Here is a 16,378-nt window from a genome sequence, read left to right as displayed (position 1 = left end):
GGTGCTTCTCGCTCCCTGCTTCTAGAATGATTTTCTAGAAGTTCCTTCCAATTCTATCCCGTCTGGCTCAGACTGACTCCTGCGGGACGCGCGTGTCCGCCCGGACTTCGGAGGGGAGCGGGCGGGCCGCGGGTCCTCGGTCGTCGGGACAACGGGGAGACAGGGCTGACGTGTTGGAGCTGGACGGCAGCGGAGCGGAGCCGCTGGAGGACGAGGACCCGCGGTGGATCGGACCGATCCCGCTGATCGGACGCCTCGGCGCCGGCGGAATGGGCCGGGTCTATCTCGGCGTCCACGAGGGCCGGTACGCGGCCGTCAAGCAGGTGCTGCCCTCGGTCGTCGTCGGCGAGGACAAGGAGTTCCTGCGCCGCTTCGGACACGAGCTGGACAACCTCGCCCGCTTACCCGGGGAGGCGACCGCGCCGCTGTTCGCGGGGGACCGGGACGCCCGGCCGCCGTGGTTCGCCACCGCCTACGTCCCGGGCCTCACCCTGACCGAGGCGCTGGAGGTCCACGGCGGTCCGCTGCCCGCCGGTGCGCTGTGGCTGCTGCTGCGGGAGGCCGCCAAGGGGCTGGTGGCGGTGCACGCGCTGGACATGGTGCACCGGGACCTGAAGCCGTCCAACGTGATGCTGACGCTCGACGGCCTCACCCTCATCGACTTCGGCGTCGCGCGGGCCGCGGACCAGAGCCAGCTGACCAAGAGCGGCGTGGTGGTGGGCACGCCCGCCTACATGTCGCCGGAGCAGGCCTCTGGCAAGCGGACGTCCACCGGTGTCGTCGACGTCTTCGCGCTGGGTTCGGTGCTGGCCTACGCGGCGTCCGGACGGCCGCCCTTCGGTGACGAGTCCGGCCCCGCGGTGCTGTACCGCATCGTGCACGAGGAGCCCGACCTCCAGCCGCTGCGCGATCTGGACGCCGAACTCGCCGATGTCGTCGCCCGCTGCCTCGACAAGGACTACGAGGGCAGGCCCACCGCCGCCGACCTGCTCGACCTCGCCGAGGTGCACGGACCGTACGAGCCGCCGCTGTGGCCGGAGGCCGTCACCGAGCGGCTGGCCGAACGGGCGGCGTTCGTCACGAAGTTGCCGGAGACGGCGGACCTTCCCGTCCCCGAGCCCGGCCCCGAGCCCGACTCCACGGACAGCGGGGGCGGGAATCCGAAGCGGCCCCGGGACCGGCGCCGTACCCGTGTCTTCGTCGGTGTCGTCCCGATCGTGCTGGCGACGGGGGTGACCCTCGCCGTCCAGCTCCTGCCGTACGCCTCCCACGACAAGGCGGAGGCGGAAACCGCTCCGTCCCCGTCCGTCTCGGCTCCGCTGGACCCGACGGCCCCGCCCTCGGAGTCGGCGAAGAAGCGGCCGTCCCCGAGCGCGTCGCCGTCGGACGGCAAGGGCGACGAGAGCGAGAAGAACGGCAAGAACGGCAAGGACGGCAAGGACGGCGCGGGGGGCGAGAACGGGAGCGGGGGAGCCGGCCGGGGCGGTGGCGCGCCGGCCGCCGGTGACGGGGGCTCGGACAGCGGCTCCGGCGGGGCAGGCGGGGCAGGCGGCTCCGGTGGGTCGGGTGACTCCGGAAGCTCGGGAGGGGCGTCCGACTCCGGCGGATCGTCCATGCCGGGCGGATCGTCCGGGTCGGGGGACTCGCCGTCCGGCGGTGGTTCCGATGACACCGGTACCCCCTCCGGCACGTTCGCTCTCAAGAACGGCGGGAACGGCAAGTGCCTGATCCCGGACTTCACCGGGTGGGCGGCCACGGGGTCCTGCTCGGCGGCGTCGGCTTCCTGGTCGTTCAAGAGTGCGTCCGACGGCACCGTGAAGGTCGTCAACAACTCCACCGGCATGTGCCTGACCGCGTCCTTCATCGGTCAGGTGGTGACGACCGAGAGCTGTGCCCCGACGGGCTTCGCGTCCGCAGTGCTGTGGCGCACCGGCTCGGGCGGGGTGCTGAAGAGCGTCTTCAACGACGGGTGCCTCGCCCGGGCCGACGACGGCCACGTCAGGGCACAGAGCTGTTCCCCCGGGACGGCGTCGCAGCGGTGGACGCGTACCTAGGGACGGGGCCGTCGCACACACCGCCGCCGTCACCGTCCGGCTCGCCCCGACCCGGCTGTGATTCGAGGCCCGTCGTCAGCCGTGCGGCGGGGAGTGCCGGGCCGCGTCCATGAGCCGGCCCGCGAGGTCCGCGACGAGTCCCCGCAGCTCGTCCGGTCGCTCGACGACGAACGGTCGGCCCAGCGACGCGAACAGGCCCGGCAGCCAGTCGAGGCGTTCGGCCCGGATCTCGACACGGCACCAGGGCTCGGCGCCGCCTTCGGCCCCCGGCGAGACGCCGCCCTCGGCCCCGGGAGGACCGCCGTCCCCGGTTTTGGAGGAGGCGCCTCCTCCGGCCCCGGGACGACCGCCGTCCCCGCCCGCATCCGCGGTCACGATCGCCACGCTGCCCGGCAGCAGGGCGCGGAGCTCCTCGGCGGTCCCCTGGACCCGTACCGTCACCTCGTACCGGTGGGGAGCGGTGGCCAGCGACGTCAGCACGCGCTCCGCCGGGCCGGGACCGGGGGGCGGTTCGAAGGTGCCCGGCAGCACCCTCGCGCCGGCGATGCGGTCGAGGCGGAACGTACGGTCCGCGGCGACCGAGAGATCCCTGCCCGTCACGTACCACCGGCCCCCGTGCGCGACGAGCCCGTACGGGTACAGGGTCCGTTCGCCGCCCCGGCCGCTGCCGCCGGTGTACCGGACCGACACCGGCCGGTGATGGCGCACCGCGTCGGCGATCGGGAGCAGGACGGCGGCCTGAGGCGCGGCGGACTCGGCCGGTGCGGTCGTGAAGGTGAGAGAGTCGAGCACCGCGTCCAGACGCCGGCGGAGCCGTTCCGGCAGCACCCGCCGGACTTTCGCCGCCGCAGTCTCGCCCGCCGTGCCGGCCGCCGCCGTGATCCCGGTCCGCCGGCCGGCGACCAGGCCCAGCAGTACGGCCAGTGCCTCGTCGTCGCTCAGCATCAGCGGTGGCATGCGGTGGCCGGGGCCGAGCCGGTAGCCGCCGTAGCGGCCGCGTACCGACTCCACGGGGACGTCGAGGTCGACGAGGTGGTCGACGTACCGGCGCACCGTGCGCTCACCGACGCCGAGCCGGTCGGCGAGTTCGGCCACGGTCCGCACACCGCCCGCCTGGAGCAGTTCGAGCAGGGTGAGCACACGGGACACGGGACGGGACATGCCCCAAGTCTGCCGCCGATACCGGCCGGAAAGTGACCGGTATCGCTCCTAGCGTGTGGAGGACAGCACCGGCCGAACTGGAGTGAACCCATGAATCTCGTATCGATCCGCGTCATCACGGACGACGTAGCCCGCCTCGTCGGCTTCTACGAGCGCGCCACCGGTCTGCGCGCGACCTGGGCCACCGAGGACTTCGCGGAACTGCGCAGCCCCTCGGGCGCCCTCGCGATCGGCAGCACCCGCACCGTGCCGCTCTTCGCCCCCGGCTCCGCCCACCCCGCCGACAACCGCAGCGTGATCGTCGAGTTCCTGGTGGACGACGTGGACGCCGTGCACCGCAACCTGACCGGATGGGTCGCGGACTTCGTCAAGGAGCCCACGACCATGCCCTGGGGCAACCGGGCGCTCCTCCTCCGCGACCCCGACGGCAACCTGGTCAACTTCTTCACGCCGGTCACCCCGGCCGCCGTCGAGAAGTTCGCCGACGTCGCCCGCTGATCACCCCCCTATGCTGGATTCGCCCGCAGGGGCGAGTACCGCATGCCGGGAGGGATCTGTGTCAGCGCTGGAGCCGGACGACTCGCGCTCCGTGGGGGAGTACCGGCTGCTGGGCCGGCTGGGCGTGGGCGGCATGGGCCGGGTCTTCCTCGGCCGGTCCCCGGGAGGACGGCTCGTCGCGGTCAAGGTGGTGCACGCCGAGCTGCTGCGCCGACCGGAGTTCCGCGACCGCTTCCGGCGCGAGGTGCAGGCGGCCCGGATGGTCAGCGGCGCCTTCACCGCGCCGGTCGTCGACGCCGACCCGGACGCGCCCCTGCCCTGGCTGGTCACCAGCTACATCGCCGGTCCTTCGCTGGAGCAGGCGGTGGCCGAGCGCGGGCCGTTCGAACCGCAGGCGGTGCTCACGCTGGCCGCCGGGCTCGCCGAGGCGCTGGTGTCGATCCACGCCGCGCACCTCGTCCACCGCGACCTCAAGCCCTCCAACGTGCTGCTCGCCGAGGACGGGCCGCGCGTCATCGACTTCGGCATCGTCCGCAGCGTCGACGCCGACTCCCTCACCGGCACCGGGCACATGGCGGGCTCCCCGGGCTTCATGTCCCCGGAGCAGGTCAACGGGGACGAGGTCACCTGGGCCAGCGACGTGTTCTGCCTGGGCGCGGTGCTGGCCTTCGCGGCGACCGGCGCGGGCCCCTTCGGCGCCGGACCGACGCCCGCGCTGCTCTACCGCGTCGTGCACAACGCCCCCGACGTGGACGCCGTCGCGGACCCCGCCCTGCGTTCGCTGATCGCCGACTGCCTCGCCAAGGACCCGGCCCGCCGTCCCACGCCGCGCGAGATCCTCGCCCGCATCGGACCGCTGGGCGGCGAGAGCGCGACGGCCCTGCCGCACGCGCAGCAGTGGACGCCGGCCGTCCGCCCGACCCGCGCGGACGCCGTACCCACCCAGGCCGTACCCACCCAGGCCGTACCCGCCCAGGTCGTCCCGCCGCCCGCCGCGCCCGAGGGCCATCCGCGGACCAGGGTCGACCCCTCACGCCCGCCGGCGCCCGCACCGCCGGAGGTACGCCCGACCTCGGTTGGGACCGAGGGCCGCCGCAGCCGACGGGCCTTCCTGCTCTCCGGCGCGGGCGCGCTCGCCGCCCTCGGTGTCGGAACCGGGTTCTGGCTCAACCGCCCGGCCGGACCGGGTACGGCGGACGGCTCCGCGCCCCAGCCGTCGCCCTCACCTTCCTCCGCGGCCCCGCCGCCCCCGGGACCGGTCGGGCTCTGGCACCTCGACGAGGCCGCCGGTCATGTCGTGCGGGACGCCGCGGGCGGCCACGACGGCACCGCGACCGGCGTCGCCTGGCAGGACGCCGGGGGAGGCGCCCTCTTCGACGGCACCGGCAGCCAGATCGTGACCGACGGCCCGGTGCTGGAGACCGGCGCGGGCCGCAGCTTCACCGTCGCCGCCTGGGTCCGCCTCTCCGTCGTGCCGGATGTCTTCGCCACCGCCGTCAGCCAGGACAGCGCCGACGCCAGCGGCTTCTACCTCCAGTACTCCAGCGAGGACCACGGCTGGGCCTTCGCACGCCCCGGTCTGCGCGCGGTCGGCCGTACCGCACCCGCCGCGCACGTCTGGACCCACCTGACCGGCGTCTGCGACGGCCCCGCCCGCAAGCTGCGCCTGTACGTCAACGGCGTCCAGGAGGCCGTCGTCGAGGACACCGCCCCCGCCCCCGCCACCGGCGCCTTCATCATCGGCCGGGCCTCCTTCGCCGGGGAGCCCCGCGACTTCTTCCCCGGTGCCATCCGCGACGTACGGGCCTTCGACCGGGCGCTCACGGCGGCCCGGATCAGGACACTCGCGTGAGGAGCCTCAGTCCCTCTTGGGGTCCTCGTCCCGGTCGTCGTCGAGGGACTTCAGGAAGTCCGGGTTGTCGTCCGGCGCCACCCACTGCCGCCGCCCGCCGCCGCCCTGCCAGGGCGAGGAGCCGGCGGGCTGCCGCTTCTTGCCGGCGATGATCCAGGAGATCGAGCCGACCAGCGGGAAGAGCAGCACGAGGATCGCCCACAGCGGCTTGGGCATGTGGCGGATGTCGGCGTCCTTCGTGCTGATGCAGTCGATGAACGCGTAGACGCTCAGAGCCAGTGGCACGAGGAACATCAGCACCCGGAGCATGGGCTTCTCCAGCTCAAGCGAGGGGTGGGGACGCGTCATGGCCCCCAGGTACAGGGCCAGGGTAGCCGCTCGGGGATACTGGACGGCATGGCTTACGACGATCTTCGCTCCCTGCTCAGGGCGCTGGAGCGCGAGGGCGACCTCAAGCGCATCAAGGCCGAGGTGGACCCGTACCTGGAGGTCGGGGAGATCGTCGACCGGGTGAACAAGGCAGGCGGCCCGGCGTTGCTCTTCGAGAACGTGAAGGGCTCCGACATGCCCCTCGCGATGAACGTCTTCGGCACCGACCGCCGCCTGCTCAAGGCCCTCGGCCTCAAGTCGTACTCCGACATCTCGGACAAGATCGGCGGGCTGCTCCGCCCCGAGCTGCCCCAGGGCTTCGTCGGCGTGCGCGAGGCCTTCGGGAAGCTCGGCGCGATGACGCACGTACCGCCGAAGAAGGTGAAGCCGGGCAGCGCGCCCGTCCAGGAGGTCGTCCTCACCGGCGACGACGTCGACCTGGACCGCCTCCCCGCCCTCTTCACCTGGCCGGACGACGGCGGCTCCTTCTTCAACCTGGGCCTGACCCACACCAAGGACCCGGAGACGGGCATCCGGAACCTGGGCCTGTACCGGCTCCAGCGCCACGACAAGCGCACCATCGGCATGCACTGGCAGATCCACAAGGACAGCCGCAACCACTACCAGGTCGCCGCCCGCCGCGGTGAGCGCCTGCCCGTCGCGATCGCCTTCGGCTGCCCGCCCGCCGTGACGTACGCCTCCACCGCGCCGCTCCCCGGCGACATCGACGAGTACCTGTTCGCGGGGTTCCTGCAGGGCAAGCGGATCGAGATGGTCGACTGCAAGACGGTCCCGCTCCAGGTGCCCGCGCAGGCCGAGGTCGTCATCGAGGGCTGGCTGGAGCCGGGGGAGATGCTCCCCGAGGGCCCCTTCGGCGACCACACCGGTTTCTACACCCCGCAGGAGCCCTTCCCCGCCCTGAAGATCGACTGCGTGACGATGCGGAAGCGCCCGCTGCTCCAGTCGATCGTGGTGGGCAGGCCCCCGACGGAGGACGGCCCCCTCGGACGGGCCACGGAGCGCTTCTTCCTCCCCCTCCTCAAGATCATCGTCCCGGACATCGTGGACTACCACCTCCCCGAGGCCGGCGGCTTCCACAACTGCGCGATCGTCTCGATCGACAAGAAGTACCCCAAGCACGCCCAGAAGGTGATGCACGCCGTCTGGGGCGCGCACATGATGTCCCTGACCAAGCTGATCGTGGTCGTCGACGCCGACTGCGACGTCCACGACCTGCACGAGGTCGCCTGGCGGGCGCTCGGCAACACCGACTACGCCCGGGACCTCACCGTCGTCGAAGGCCCGGTCGATCACCTCGACCACGCCTCCTACCAGCAGTTCTGGGGCGGCAAGGCGGGCATCGACGCCACGAGGAAGCTGCCCGAGGAGGGGTACACCCGGGACGGGGGCTGGCCGGACATGGTGCTGTCCGACCCGGATACGGCGGCGAAGGTCGACCGCCGCTGGAAGGAGTACGGACTGTGACGTCGGCTTCCGCCGCCCTGCCGCAGCAGCCGGGGCGCACCAAGGCGTTCCTGCGCCTGGTGATGATCGAACACTCGGTGTTCGCGCTGCCCTTCGCCTACATCGCCGCGCTGACCGCGATGTACATGTGGGACGAGAACATCCACTGGGGCCGGCTGCTCCTGGTCACCGTCGCCATGGTGGGCCTGCGCACCTTCGCGATGGCGGTCAACCGGATCATCGACCGCGAGATCGACGCCCGCAACCCCCGCACCGCCCACCGCGAACTGGTCACCGGCGCCATGTCGGTCAAGCACGCCTGGACCGGCGCGCTGATCGCCCTGGTCGTCTTCCTCGGCGCGGCGGCCCTGCTCAACCCCCTCTGCCTGGCCCTCGCCCCGGTGGCCGTCGTGCCGATGGTGGTCTACCCGTACGGCAAGCGGTTCACGAACTTCCCGCAGGCCATCCTCGGCCTCGCCCAGGCCATGGGCCCGATCGGCGGCTGGCTGGCGATCAGCGGCTCCTGGTCCTGGGAGGCCGTGATCCTCGGTCTCGCGGTCGGCATCTGGATCGGCGGCTTCGACCTGATCTACGCCTGCCAGGACGTCGAGACCGACCGCGAGGTCGGCGTCCGCTCGGTCCCGGCCCGCTTCGGCGTCCCGGCCGCCATCTGGGGCGCCCGCGCCTGCCACACGGTCACCACGGCCCTGTTCGTCTGGTACGCCGTCGCCACCGACGCCGGTGCCTTCTTCTGGCTCGGTCTGGTGATCGTCGCGGGCGCGTTCCTCTACGAGCACACCATCGTGCGCCCCACCGACCTGACCCGCCTCAACAGGGCGTTCTTCTCGGTCAACGGCTTCCTCGGTATCAGCCTCTTCCTTTGCGCGCTGATCGATCTGCTGGTGCGTGGGCTCACGGTGTAGAGCCGCGTCGGCACAACGGCGACGAGACTGCTGTGGCGGGCGCCGGACGGTTAGGGAAACACCGAGGTAACGAGTACGACGCCCGCCACGCAGATCAGTGCCCCACCGGTCAACGCACTTGCCAGGCCCTTGCCCAGGTTGTTGTCCACCATGCCGCCGGCCACGGACAGCCACAGCCAGGAAGCCCACCAGATTTCCAGGGCACCGAACATCGTCAGCCCGGCTGCTGCGGCAGCCGCGTCCCAGTTGTCGGTGAGCGCGGACTCGTACGCCGAGTTTCGGGTGGCCACCACACCGATCTGCGGCAGTACCAGACTGGCCAGGCCGGCGATGCTGGCGAACAACAGCAATCGACGTACCAGGGGGAACAGGTGGTTCACCAAAGACCTCCTCGCTCTTCGACGGAGAACCGGGCCAAGCGGCTACGGGCCTGCCGGGTCCGACTCGTCGGCCACAGCTCGCTCGTCGCAAGGTGGACGAAGACCTCTCTCAGTCCGTCCACTAGTTCGGTGAGCTCCGTCTGCCGTTGCGAGCGTCTCCGGGAGGCAGGGCGAACGGCGTACTTCTCGACCAGCGCCGCGACGGCCAAGGCTGGTGCCAGAGCGATCGCCGCAGCGGGAGGCGCGCTGAGGGCGGCAAGGAGAAGCGCTGGAGCCAGCACAACCACAAACTGCAGACTGCGGAGCACCAGAAGGTGCCGGCGGTCCCGGACCACGACACCGAGTAATTCCTCCGCCCGCGTGAGCAGTAGGTCGAAATCCCGGCCCGTATCAGCCGTGTACCGCCTGAAGAGGCCGTCCGGCATCGCCTCGGGGTCCTGGGCGCCCTTGTTCTGCTGGTTCCGGGCTCCCCGTCTCACAACAGTTCCTTCAGCATCCGATAGAAGTGCTCCATCAGCGCCCCCACCCCGGTGCTGTCCAACTGGCTGGTCTGCCGGGGGAGGGACTCGCTGAAGGTGTGCCGCAGAAGTTGGGAGCTGACCGGCACCACCGAGATCCGGACACCGGTCTGATCGGCCAGGTCTCGCAGCACCGTGCTGAATCCGGACTCTCCGACAGGTGGCTGTGCCGTCGCGTCCGAGCCGGGCACGTAGTAGTCGCGGGCCTCGTCGATGTGCTCCCAGAACAAGTCGGCCTTGGCGACCGCCACGATCAGCCAGCGCAGACTCCGCCGGGCCGCGCGCGTGTCGTTGATGCGGTCGCACAGTTGCTCGAAGTCTGCGAGTTCCTTCTCCAAGTGCCACGCGCGGACGCTCTGCAGGGTGAGGCCGCCGGAGCTGTTGCGTGCCGCCCTCTCCAGCACGCTCTGGTTCGCCCGGTTCCAGACCTTGTTGTGCCCCCAGCAGACCACGTGGATGATGCCTTTCGGCGATGTGTGCTCGCTGAGGATCTTGTCCATGGCGCGGTCGCGTTCGTGGGCCACCTGTCCGGGTACCACCAGCGCGGACACCCTGGCTCGTAAGGATCCGAGGTGCAGAGTGCGATGTCCGTACTCGGCGGTGAGGCTCTTGGTCGTCTCACGACCACCCAGCCGGGCGCCGCCTTCCGACAGCGCCTCGAACAGCATCGTCTTGCCGGCCCCGGGCTCGCCGGTGAAGGCGATCGTGTGTCGGACGAGCCCGAGGCCCGCTCGGCCTGCCTGGAACTCACCGGGCGACCACCGGCCCCGTTCCGCGGCCTCGGCCGCGCGTACGGCGGTGTCCCAATTCGCTCTCACGTCGTCCCAGCCGTCAGACATGCAGGCTGTCTCCCCCCGTGCCCCGTACGTCTTTGGGGCATTCATCGCATGAACACTCTCGGTTGTTACACGGCAAACCGACGCCCTGGTGCCTCCCTGACGCCGAGGGCCCGCCCCGGCCCGGCCAAGGCGGGCGGACCGGTCCTGAGGACTGCCCCGTCCACCGGTAGGCTCAAGATGTGAACCCAGGAGATTCGCAGCGCGTGCCTTGGATCGTGGGGGTGTCCGGGGCGTCCGGCACCCCGTACGCCGCCGCCGTGCTGCGTGCGTTGCTCGCCGCCGGCGAGAGCGTCGACCTGGTGGTCAGCCGGGCCTCACGGCTCACCCTGCTCGACGAGACCGGCATCTCCTTCCGCGACGCCCACTGGCAGCAGGACCTGCGAGAGTGGCTGGCCCGCGGAGCCGACGGAAAGCCGGACGCGTTCGACGCGGACGTCTCCGGCGTACGGCACTGGAGCGCGGGCGACCTCGCGGCCGGGCCGTCCTCGGGGTCGTACCCGACGAAGGGCATGCTGATCGTGCCCGCGTCCACGGCCTGCGTGGCCGGCGTCGCGCTCGGGCTGTCGAAGGACCTGCTCCAGCGCACCGCGAGCGTGACCCTCAAGGAGCGCCGCAGGCTCGTCGTGGCCGTACGGGAGACCCCGCTGGACGGCCGGACGCTGCGGCACCTGGTGACCCTGGACGACGCCGGCGCGAGCGTCGTGCCCGCCTCCCCGGCCTTCTACGCGGGGGCGACGCACATCCAGGACCTGGTGGACTTCGTCGCCGGACGCGTCCTCGACGCGGCGGGCGTCGGGCACGACCTCTACCGTCGCTGGCGCGGCGACCTCGGCGGGGCCCGCCCCACCGGCTGAGCGGCGCCGGAGCACCACCTCCCCCCACATGTTCGTGACCCACACGTTTGTTACCCACATCTTCAGAACTCTTCAGTGGAAGGCTTCGATCGCATGGACGCGGTGGACAGGCAGCTCATCCAGGCCCTGAGGGAGAACGGCCGGGCCTCCTACGCGGAGCTGGGGCGCCTGGTCGGACTCTCCGGACCCAGCGTCACCGACCGCATCAACCGGCTGGAGGCGGCCGGTGTCATCACCGGCTACCGGGCCACCGTCGACGCCGCCTCGCTCGGCCTCGGCGTCACCGCGCTGATCGGCGTCTCGCTCTCCGACGCCGCCGACCACGAGGACGTGGCCCAGCGCCTCAAGGAGCTGCGGGAGATCGAGGACTGCTGGTTCATCGCCGGCGACGACTCCTACATGCTCAAGGTGCGCGCCGCCGACGTGGACGGCCTGGAGAGCATCATCCGGCGGCTGTCGGGCACCAAGGGCGTGTCCAGGACCCGTACCACCATCGTTCTCTCCACCAAGTGGGAGAACCGGGTGGGGGAGCTGCCCGAAGAGGTCTAGGGGGTGTCGTTTGGATCAGGCCGGCTCCAGGAGACGGTGCCTTGTGGCCGACCCGAGCGGGGTCTGGTGCGTGCAGCTGCAAGGCGGAGGAGGGCGACAGGGCGGAGCCCTGGCAACCGACGACAACGCCGCAGATGTGCGTGCCAGGCCCCGCGACCCCGGCAAGATCCAAACGACACCCCCTAGGCACCGGGACCGGCCGCCGCGCCGGAGCGTACGGTTGACGAGTTCGTCTCAGAAAGAGGTATCGCATGGACGCCGGGCTCAAGCGCGAGCTGGAGCAGAAGGTCCGCTCCGGTGAGCGGCTGACCCGCGAGGACGGCATCGCGCTGTACGAGTCGGACGATCTCGCCTGGCTCGGCGGCCTCGCGCACGAGGTGCGGACGCGGAAGAACGGCGACGTCGTCCACTTCAACGTCAACCGCCACCTCAACATGACCAACGTGTGCACCGCCTCCTGCGCGTACTGCTCCTTCCAGCGCAAGCCGGGGGAGAAGGACGCGTACACGATGCGCATCGAGGAGGCGGTCAAGCTCGCCAAGGCGATGGAGGGCGAGAACCTCACCGAGCTGCACATCGTCAACGGCCTGCACCCCAACCTGCCGTGGCGCTACTACCCGCGCTCGCTGCGCGAACTGAAGGCCGCGCTGCCGGACGTCTCGCTCAAGGCCTTCACGGCCACCGAGATCCACCACTTCGAGACCATCTCCGGGATGTCCGCCTCCGACATCCTGGACGAGCTGATCGACGCCGGTCTGGAGTCCCTCACCGGCGGCGGCGCGGAGATCTTCGACTGGGAGGTGCGGCAGCACATCGTCGACCACCGCACCCACTGGGAGGACTGGTCCCGCATCCACCGCCTGGCGCACGAGAAGGGCCTGAAGACCCCGTGCACCATGCTCTACGGCCACATCGAGGAGCCCCGCCACCGCGTGGACCACGTGCTGCGCCTGCGTGAGCTGCAGGACGAGACGGGCGGCTTCCAGGTCTTCATCCCGCTGCGCTACCAGCACGACTTCGTGGACATGAAGGACGGCAAGATCCGCAACCGCCTCCAGGCGCGGACGCAGATGGCGACCGGCGCGGAGGCGCTGAAGACGTTCGCGGTGTCGCGGCTGCTCTTCGACAACGTCCCGCACGTCAAGGTCTTCTGGGTCATGCACGGCGTCCAGACCGCCCAGCTCGCCCTCCAGCACGGCGCGGACGACATGGACGGCTCGGTCGTCGAGTACAAGATCACGCACGACGCGGACGACTTCGGCACGCCGAACAAGCTGACGCGCGAGGACCTGCTGGACCTCATCCGCGACGCCGGGTTCCGGCCGGTCGAACGGAACACGCGGTACGAGATCCTCCGGGAGTACGAGGGTCCCGACCCGGCGCGCCGGGAGGCGCCGCAGCCGATGCGGGTCTGATTCCGCGGTCGTCCTTCGGCTGCCGGCCGGTGGCTGCTGATCGCGCGGTTCCCCGCGCCCCTCGAGGTACGTGCACTGCACGCCCCTGAAAGGGGCGCGCGGAACCCTGCGTGAGCACCCACTCAGCCGCACCCGGCATGGGTCGGCACCTCCGCGGCGGGTACCCGGCCCGCATGTCAGGCACCCCCACCAGCGCACCCGAGGACGCCTACACCGCGGAGCCCTTCGTCCCGCACCGCGGCGGCCTCCCCGCCCTCCGCGAAGCCGCCGCCGAGTGCCACGGCTGCCCCCTGCACAGGGACGCCACCCAGACCGTCTTCGGCGCCGGAAAGGCGTCCGCCCGCGTCATGCTCGTCGGTGAACAGCCCGGCGACCAGGAGGACCGGCAGGGCAAGCCCTTCGTCGGTCCCGCCGGGCACCTCCTCGACCGGGCGCTGGCGGAAGCCGGCATCGACCCGGCGGACGCGTACGTCACCAACGCCGTCAAGCACTTCAAGTTCACCCGGGCGGAACCCCGCAAGCGCCGTATCCACAAGGCGCCCACCCTGCGCGAAATGACCGCCTGCGGCCCCTGGCTGGCCGCCGAGCTGGACCGGGTGGAGCCCGAGCTGATCGTGGTGCTGGGCGCCACGGCCGGCAAGGCGCTGCTCGGCTCGTCGTTCCGGGTCACCCAGGTGCGCGGCACGGTGCTGGAGGAGGAGATCCACGGGCGCCCGGAGCGCCTCGTGCCGACCGTGCACCCGTCGGCGGTGCTGCGGTCCGACGACCGGGACGCGGCCTACCGGGGACTGGTCTCGGACCTGAAAGTCGCCGCAGAGGCACTCGCGTAATAGCTACTATGGCTCCGTGTCCCTTACTTTCACTTTCGATCCGGCCGTCACCCCCGACCTCCGTGACGGCGTCCTCGACCTGTGGACCGACGTCTCCAACGCCGGCGGCTCCGTCGGCTTCGTGCCGCCGGTGACACGCGAGGACATCCGCCCCGAGCTGGTCAAGCACATGGTGGGCATGGCCGAAGGGCGCACCCGCCTGCTCGTCGGACACGACGAGGAGGGGCGGGTGGCCGCCACCGCGTTCCTCGCCCTCAACACACACCGGCTGATGAGGCACTGGCTGTGGCTCTACACGGTCATGGTCCACCCGCGCCACCAGGGCCGCGGCTACGGCCGGGACCTGATGACCGCCGCCGCGGACGCCGCCCGCACCTGTGACGGCATCGAGGCGATACGGCTCACCTGCCGGGGCGGGCTCGGCCTGGAGCGGTTCTACGAGTCCTGCGGCTACAAGGAGGTCGGGCGGGTCCCCGGCGCCATCCGGGTCGCTCCCGGCGACGACCGGGACGACGTCTTCATGCTGCTGCCGCTGGGCTGACGACGCACCGGCCCCGCGGCCCCGCCCGGCGGGGCGCGACCCCCGTGCAAGATCGGCAGTCCGGCATGTTTCACTGGACAGTGCCTCTTTGTGCCAGAAACGGAAGAGTGGATTGAGATGCTCCGCTACACGCTGATGCGCCTCGGGATCTTCGCAGGCTGCCTCGTGGTCGTCTGGGGGCTCGTCTACGCCGGAGTGTTCCCGCGCGGCCTCGGCGACTCCAACGGCATGTGGATCCTCCTGCTCTCCCTGCTGATCTCCGCCCCCATCAGCTACGTCGCGCTGCGCAAGGAGCGGGACCGGGCCTCGGAGCAGGTCGCGGGCCGCGTCACCCGCATGAAGGCCAACCTGGAGGCCAACCGCGGCCAGGAGGACACCGCCGACGACACGGCACGGGCCCAGGGGCAGACCTCGTAACGTCCGTCACGCGCACGCACGCCCCGGCTTCCGAATTTCACCGGAAACCGGGGCGCTTTGCGTTTAACGGGCAGGAGCCCGCTCCTGCCTCTCAAAGTATGGCTTTGAGTGTCTCAAAGCACAGGTGTTAAAGTCGTGTGCATGAAGCAAGCAGCCGCGCCCACCACACCGCAGCGCCTCGCGCTCGTGGCGCGCCTGCACGTGGACCTCTGCCGGAACGCGTCCGCGAACTGTCGCCCCTGACGTTCCCCCCTCATCCAGTCGTTCCCACGTCAGCTCAGCGCGTCCCATCCCGCGTCCCGTCCCCCTACGGAGCATGTCCGTGTCCTCAGAGTCTTCAGCGTCTGCCGCGGCGAAGCCCGCGAAGTCCAAGAAGTTCCCGCAGTACCTCAAGGTGCCCTTCTGGACCCAGATACTGGCCGGTCTCGTCCTCGGTGTCCTGCTGGGCTGGCTGGCCCGCAGCCAGGACATATCCTGGCTGGTCACCACCCTGGAGAAGGTCGGTGACACCTTCATCGGCCTGCTGAAGCTGGCCGTCGCACCGCTGGTCTTCTTCGCGATCCTCGTCTCGATCACCAACCTGCGGAAGGTCAACAACGCGGCCCGCCTGGCGTCCCGCACCCTCCTCTGGTTCATGATCACGTCGCTGATCGCGGTGGCCATCGGCCTCGTCATCGGCCTGGTCACCAACCCCGGCGCCGGCACCGGCCTCACCGCGGCCGACGGCGCCGAGCCCGAACACACCGGGTCCTGGATCGACTTCCTGACCGGCATCGTGCCGACCGACGTCATCACGCCGTTCACCGAGCTGAACGTCCTGCAGATCGTCTTCATGGCCGCCGTCGCCGGTATCGCCGCCCTCCAGCTCGGCGAGAAGGCCCAGCCGATCCTGAACCTGAGCGAGTCGGTCCTCGAACTCCTCCAGAAGGCCCTGTGGTGGGTCATCCGCCTCGCCCCGCTCGGCACCGTCGGCCTCATCGGCAAGGCCATCGCCACCTACGGCTGGGACCTCATCGGCAAGTACGCCACCTTCACTGCCGACATCTACGTCGGCTGCGCCATCGTGATGTTCGTGGTCTACCCGACGCTGCTCGCCACCGTCGCCAAGGCCAGCCCGCTCCAGTTCTTCAAGGGCGCCTGGCCCGCCATCCAGCTGGCCTTCGTCTCCCGCTCCTCCGTCGGCACCATGCCGCTGACCCAGAAGGTCACCGAGCGCCTCGGCGTCCCCAAGGAGTACGCGTCCTTCGCCGTGCCGTTCGGCGCGACGACCAAGATGGACGGCTGCGCCGCGATCTACCCGGCGATCGCCGCGATCTTCGTCGCGCAGATCTTCGACATCCAGCTCGGCATCGGCGACTACCTGCTGATCGCCTTCGTCTCGGTGGTCGGATCCGCCGCCACGGCCGGCCTCACCGGCGCCACGGTCATGCTCACCCTGACCCTCTCCACCCTGGGCCTGCCCATGGAGGGGGTCGGCCTCCTCCTGGCCATCGACCCGATCCTGGACATGATGCGCACGGCGACCAACGTGGCCGGCCAAGCGCTCGTACCGGTGATCGTCTCGGCCCGCGAGGGGCTGCTCGACCGCAAGGCGTACGACGAGGCGCACGCCTCGCCGCTCGACGAGCCGGAGCGGGACAAGCAGGCGTCGGAGCCGGTTCCGGTCGCCGCCTGACCGTCGTGATCGGGGCGTCGGCGTCGCGCTGACGTCCTG

General features: G+C 71.0%; 18 protein-coding genes. 13 read left to right on the top strand and 5 right to left on the bottom strand.

The annotated features are described in order from the left end of the window. Positions 1-170: 170 nt before the first annotated feature. Entirely contained in the window at positions 171-2,054 is a 1,884-nt protein-coding gene (locus ABS735_RS34295) for a protein kinase domain-containing protein (protein ID WP_373903979.1), read from the top strand. A 75-nt stretch (positions 2,055-2,129) separates the two neighbouring features. Here the strand turns inward: ABS735_RS34295 and ABS735_RS34290 are convergent, their stop codons facing one another. Further along, a complete protein-coding gene (locus ABS735_RS34290; protein WP_373903978.1) occupies positions 2,130-3,215 on the bottom strand; it encodes a helix-turn-helix transcriptional regulator in 1,086 nt (361 codons plus the stop codon). A gap of 90 nt (positions 3,216-3,305) precedes the next feature. Here ABS735_RS34290 and ABS735_RS34285 point away from each other — a divergent pair, with 90 nt between their 5' ends. Together ABS735_RS34285 and ABS735_RS34280 are read left to right on the top strand one after the other, a co-directional pair. Beyond that, a complete protein-coding gene (locus tag ABS735_RS34285; RefSeq protein WP_373903977.1) occupies positions 3,306-3,713 on the top strand; it encodes a VOC family protein in 408 nt (135 codons plus the stop codon). 58 nt (positions 3,714-3,771) lie between these two features. Next, positions 3,772-5,565 (top strand): protein kinase domain-containing protein, encoded by a 1,794-nt coding sequence (locus ABS735_RS34280; protein ID WP_373903976.1) that lies wholly within the window; start codon positions 3,772-3,774, stop codon positions 5,563-5,565. A gap of 6 nt (positions 5,566-5,571) precedes the next feature. Here the strand turns inward: ABS735_RS34280 and ABS735_RS34275 are convergent, their stop codons facing one another. Then, positions 5,572-5,874, bottom strand: a complete 303-nt coding sequence (locus ABS735_RS34275; protein ID WP_373904299.1) for a PLD nuclease N-terminal domain-containing protein — start codon at positions 5,872-5,874, stop codon at positions 5,572-5,574. Positions 5,875-5,961: 87 nt separating this feature from the next. Here ABS735_RS34275 and ABS735_RS34270 point away from each other — a divergent pair, with 87 nt between their 5' ends. Together ABS735_RS34270 and mqnP are read left to right on the top strand one after the other, a co-directional pair. After that, on the top strand, positions 5,962-7,419 hold the full coding sequence (locus tag ABS735_RS34270; protein WP_373903975.1) for a menaquinone biosynthesis decarboxylase: 1,458 nt from the start codon (positions 5,962-5,964) through the stop codon (positions 7,417-7,419). After that, a complete protein-coding gene (gene mqnP / locus ABS735_RS34265; protein WP_373903974.1) occupies positions 7,416-8,321 on the top strand; it encodes a menaquinone biosynthesis prenyltransferase MqnP in 906 nt (301 codons plus the stop codon). Before ABS735_RS34270 ends, mqnP begins: the two co-directional genes overlap by 4 nt. Before the next feature lie 50 nt (positions 8,322-8,371). Here the strand turns inward: mqnP and ABS735_RS34260 are convergent, their stop codons facing one another. From ABS735_RS34260 to ABS735_RS34250, 3 genes are read right to left on the bottom strand one after another with little or no spacing between them, the layout of a single operon-like run. Then, on the bottom strand, positions 8,372-8,701 hold the full coding sequence (locus ABS735_RS34260) for a hypothetical protein (protein ID WP_373903973.1): 330 nt from the start codon (positions 8,699-8,701) through the stop codon (positions 8,372-8,374). Then, positions 8,698-9,180, bottom strand: a complete 483-nt coding sequence (locus ABS735_RS34255) for a hypothetical protein (RefSeq protein WP_373903972.1) — start codon at positions 9,178-9,180, stop codon at positions 8,698-8,700. The genes ABS735_RS34260 and ABS735_RS34255 overlap by 4 nt, the downstream gene beginning before the upstream one ends. Next, positions 9,177-10,058 (bottom strand): P-loop NTPase family protein, encoded by an 882-nt coding sequence (locus ABS735_RS34250; protein WP_373903971.1) that lies wholly within the window; start codon positions 10,056-10,058, stop codon positions 9,177-9,179. Before ABS735_RS34250 ends, ABS735_RS34255 begins: the two co-directional genes overlap by 4 nt. Before the next feature lie 203 nt (positions 10,059-10,261). On the opposite strand from ABS735_RS34250, the gene ABS735_RS34245 reads away from it, so the two are divergent. The 8 genes from ABS735_RS34245 to ABS735_RS34210 all read left to right on the top strand — a co-directional run bounded on the left by ABS735_RS34245 (position 10,262) and on the right by ABS735_RS34210 (position 16,339). Next, on the top strand, positions 10,262-10,912 hold the full coding sequence (locus tag ABS735_RS34245; protein WP_373903970.1) for a UbiX family flavin prenyltransferase: 651 nt from the start codon (positions 10,262-10,264) through the stop codon (positions 10,910-10,912). A gap of 93 nt (positions 10,913-11,005) precedes the next feature. Further along, complete coding sequence (locus ABS735_RS34240; RefSeq protein ID WP_030401669.1) at positions 11,006-11,461, top strand: Lrp/AsnC family transcriptional regulator; 456 nt, start codon at positions 11,006-11,008, stop codon at positions 11,459-11,461. Between the two features lie 251 nt (positions 11,462-11,712). Next, complete coding sequence (gene mqnE / locus ABS735_RS34235) at positions 11,713-12,876, top strand: aminofutalosine synthase MqnE (RefSeq protein WP_030145306.1); 1,164 nt, start codon at positions 11,713-11,715, stop codon at positions 12,874-12,876. A gap of 173 nt (positions 12,877-13,049) precedes the next feature. Beyond that, the gene (locus tag ABS735_RS34230; RefSeq protein WP_373903969.1) at positions 13,050-13,706 is read left to right on the top strand and encodes a UdgX family uracil-DNA binding protein; all 657 of its coding nucleotides are present in this window, start codon (positions 13,050-13,052) and stop codon (positions 13,704-13,706) included. A gap of 16 nt (positions 13,707-13,722) precedes the next feature. After that, positions 13,723-14,247: a GNAT family N-acetyltransferase gene (locus ABS735_RS34225; protein WP_373903968.1), complete on the top strand. Its 525-nt coding sequence runs from the start codon at positions 13,723-13,725 to the stop codon at positions 14,245-14,247. Between the two features lie 117 nt (positions 14,248-14,364). Continuing rightward, a complete protein-coding gene (locus ABS735_RS34220) occupies positions 14,365-14,664 on the top strand; it encodes a DUF4229 domain-containing protein (protein WP_373903967.1) in 300 nt (99 codons plus the stop codon). 141 nt (positions 14,665-14,805) lie between these two features. After that, positions 14,806-14,907 carry a putative leader peptide gene (locus ABS735_RS34215; RefSeq protein ID WP_315978814.1) on the top strand — a complete coding sequence of 34 codons (102 nt, stop codon included), beginning with the start codon at positions 14,806-14,808 and terminating at the stop codon, positions 14,905-14,907. A gap of 73 nt (positions 14,908-14,980) precedes the next feature. Further along, complete coding sequence (locus ABS735_RS34210; RefSeq protein ID WP_373903966.1) at positions 14,981-16,339, top strand: dicarboxylate/amino acid:cation symporter; 1,359 nt, start codon at positions 14,981-14,983, stop codon at positions 16,337-16,339. Positions 16,340-16,378 lie beyond the last annotated feature (39 nt).

Origin of the sequence: Streptomyces sp. MMCC 100, from assembly GCF_041538145.2 — a bacterium.
Taxonomy (GTDB): domain Bacteria; phylum Actinomycetota; class Actinomycetes; order Streptomycetales; family Streptomycetaceae; genus Streptomyces.
Note: the sequence above shows the minus strand (reverse complement) of the source record. Positions and strands in the feature narration are given on the sequence as shown.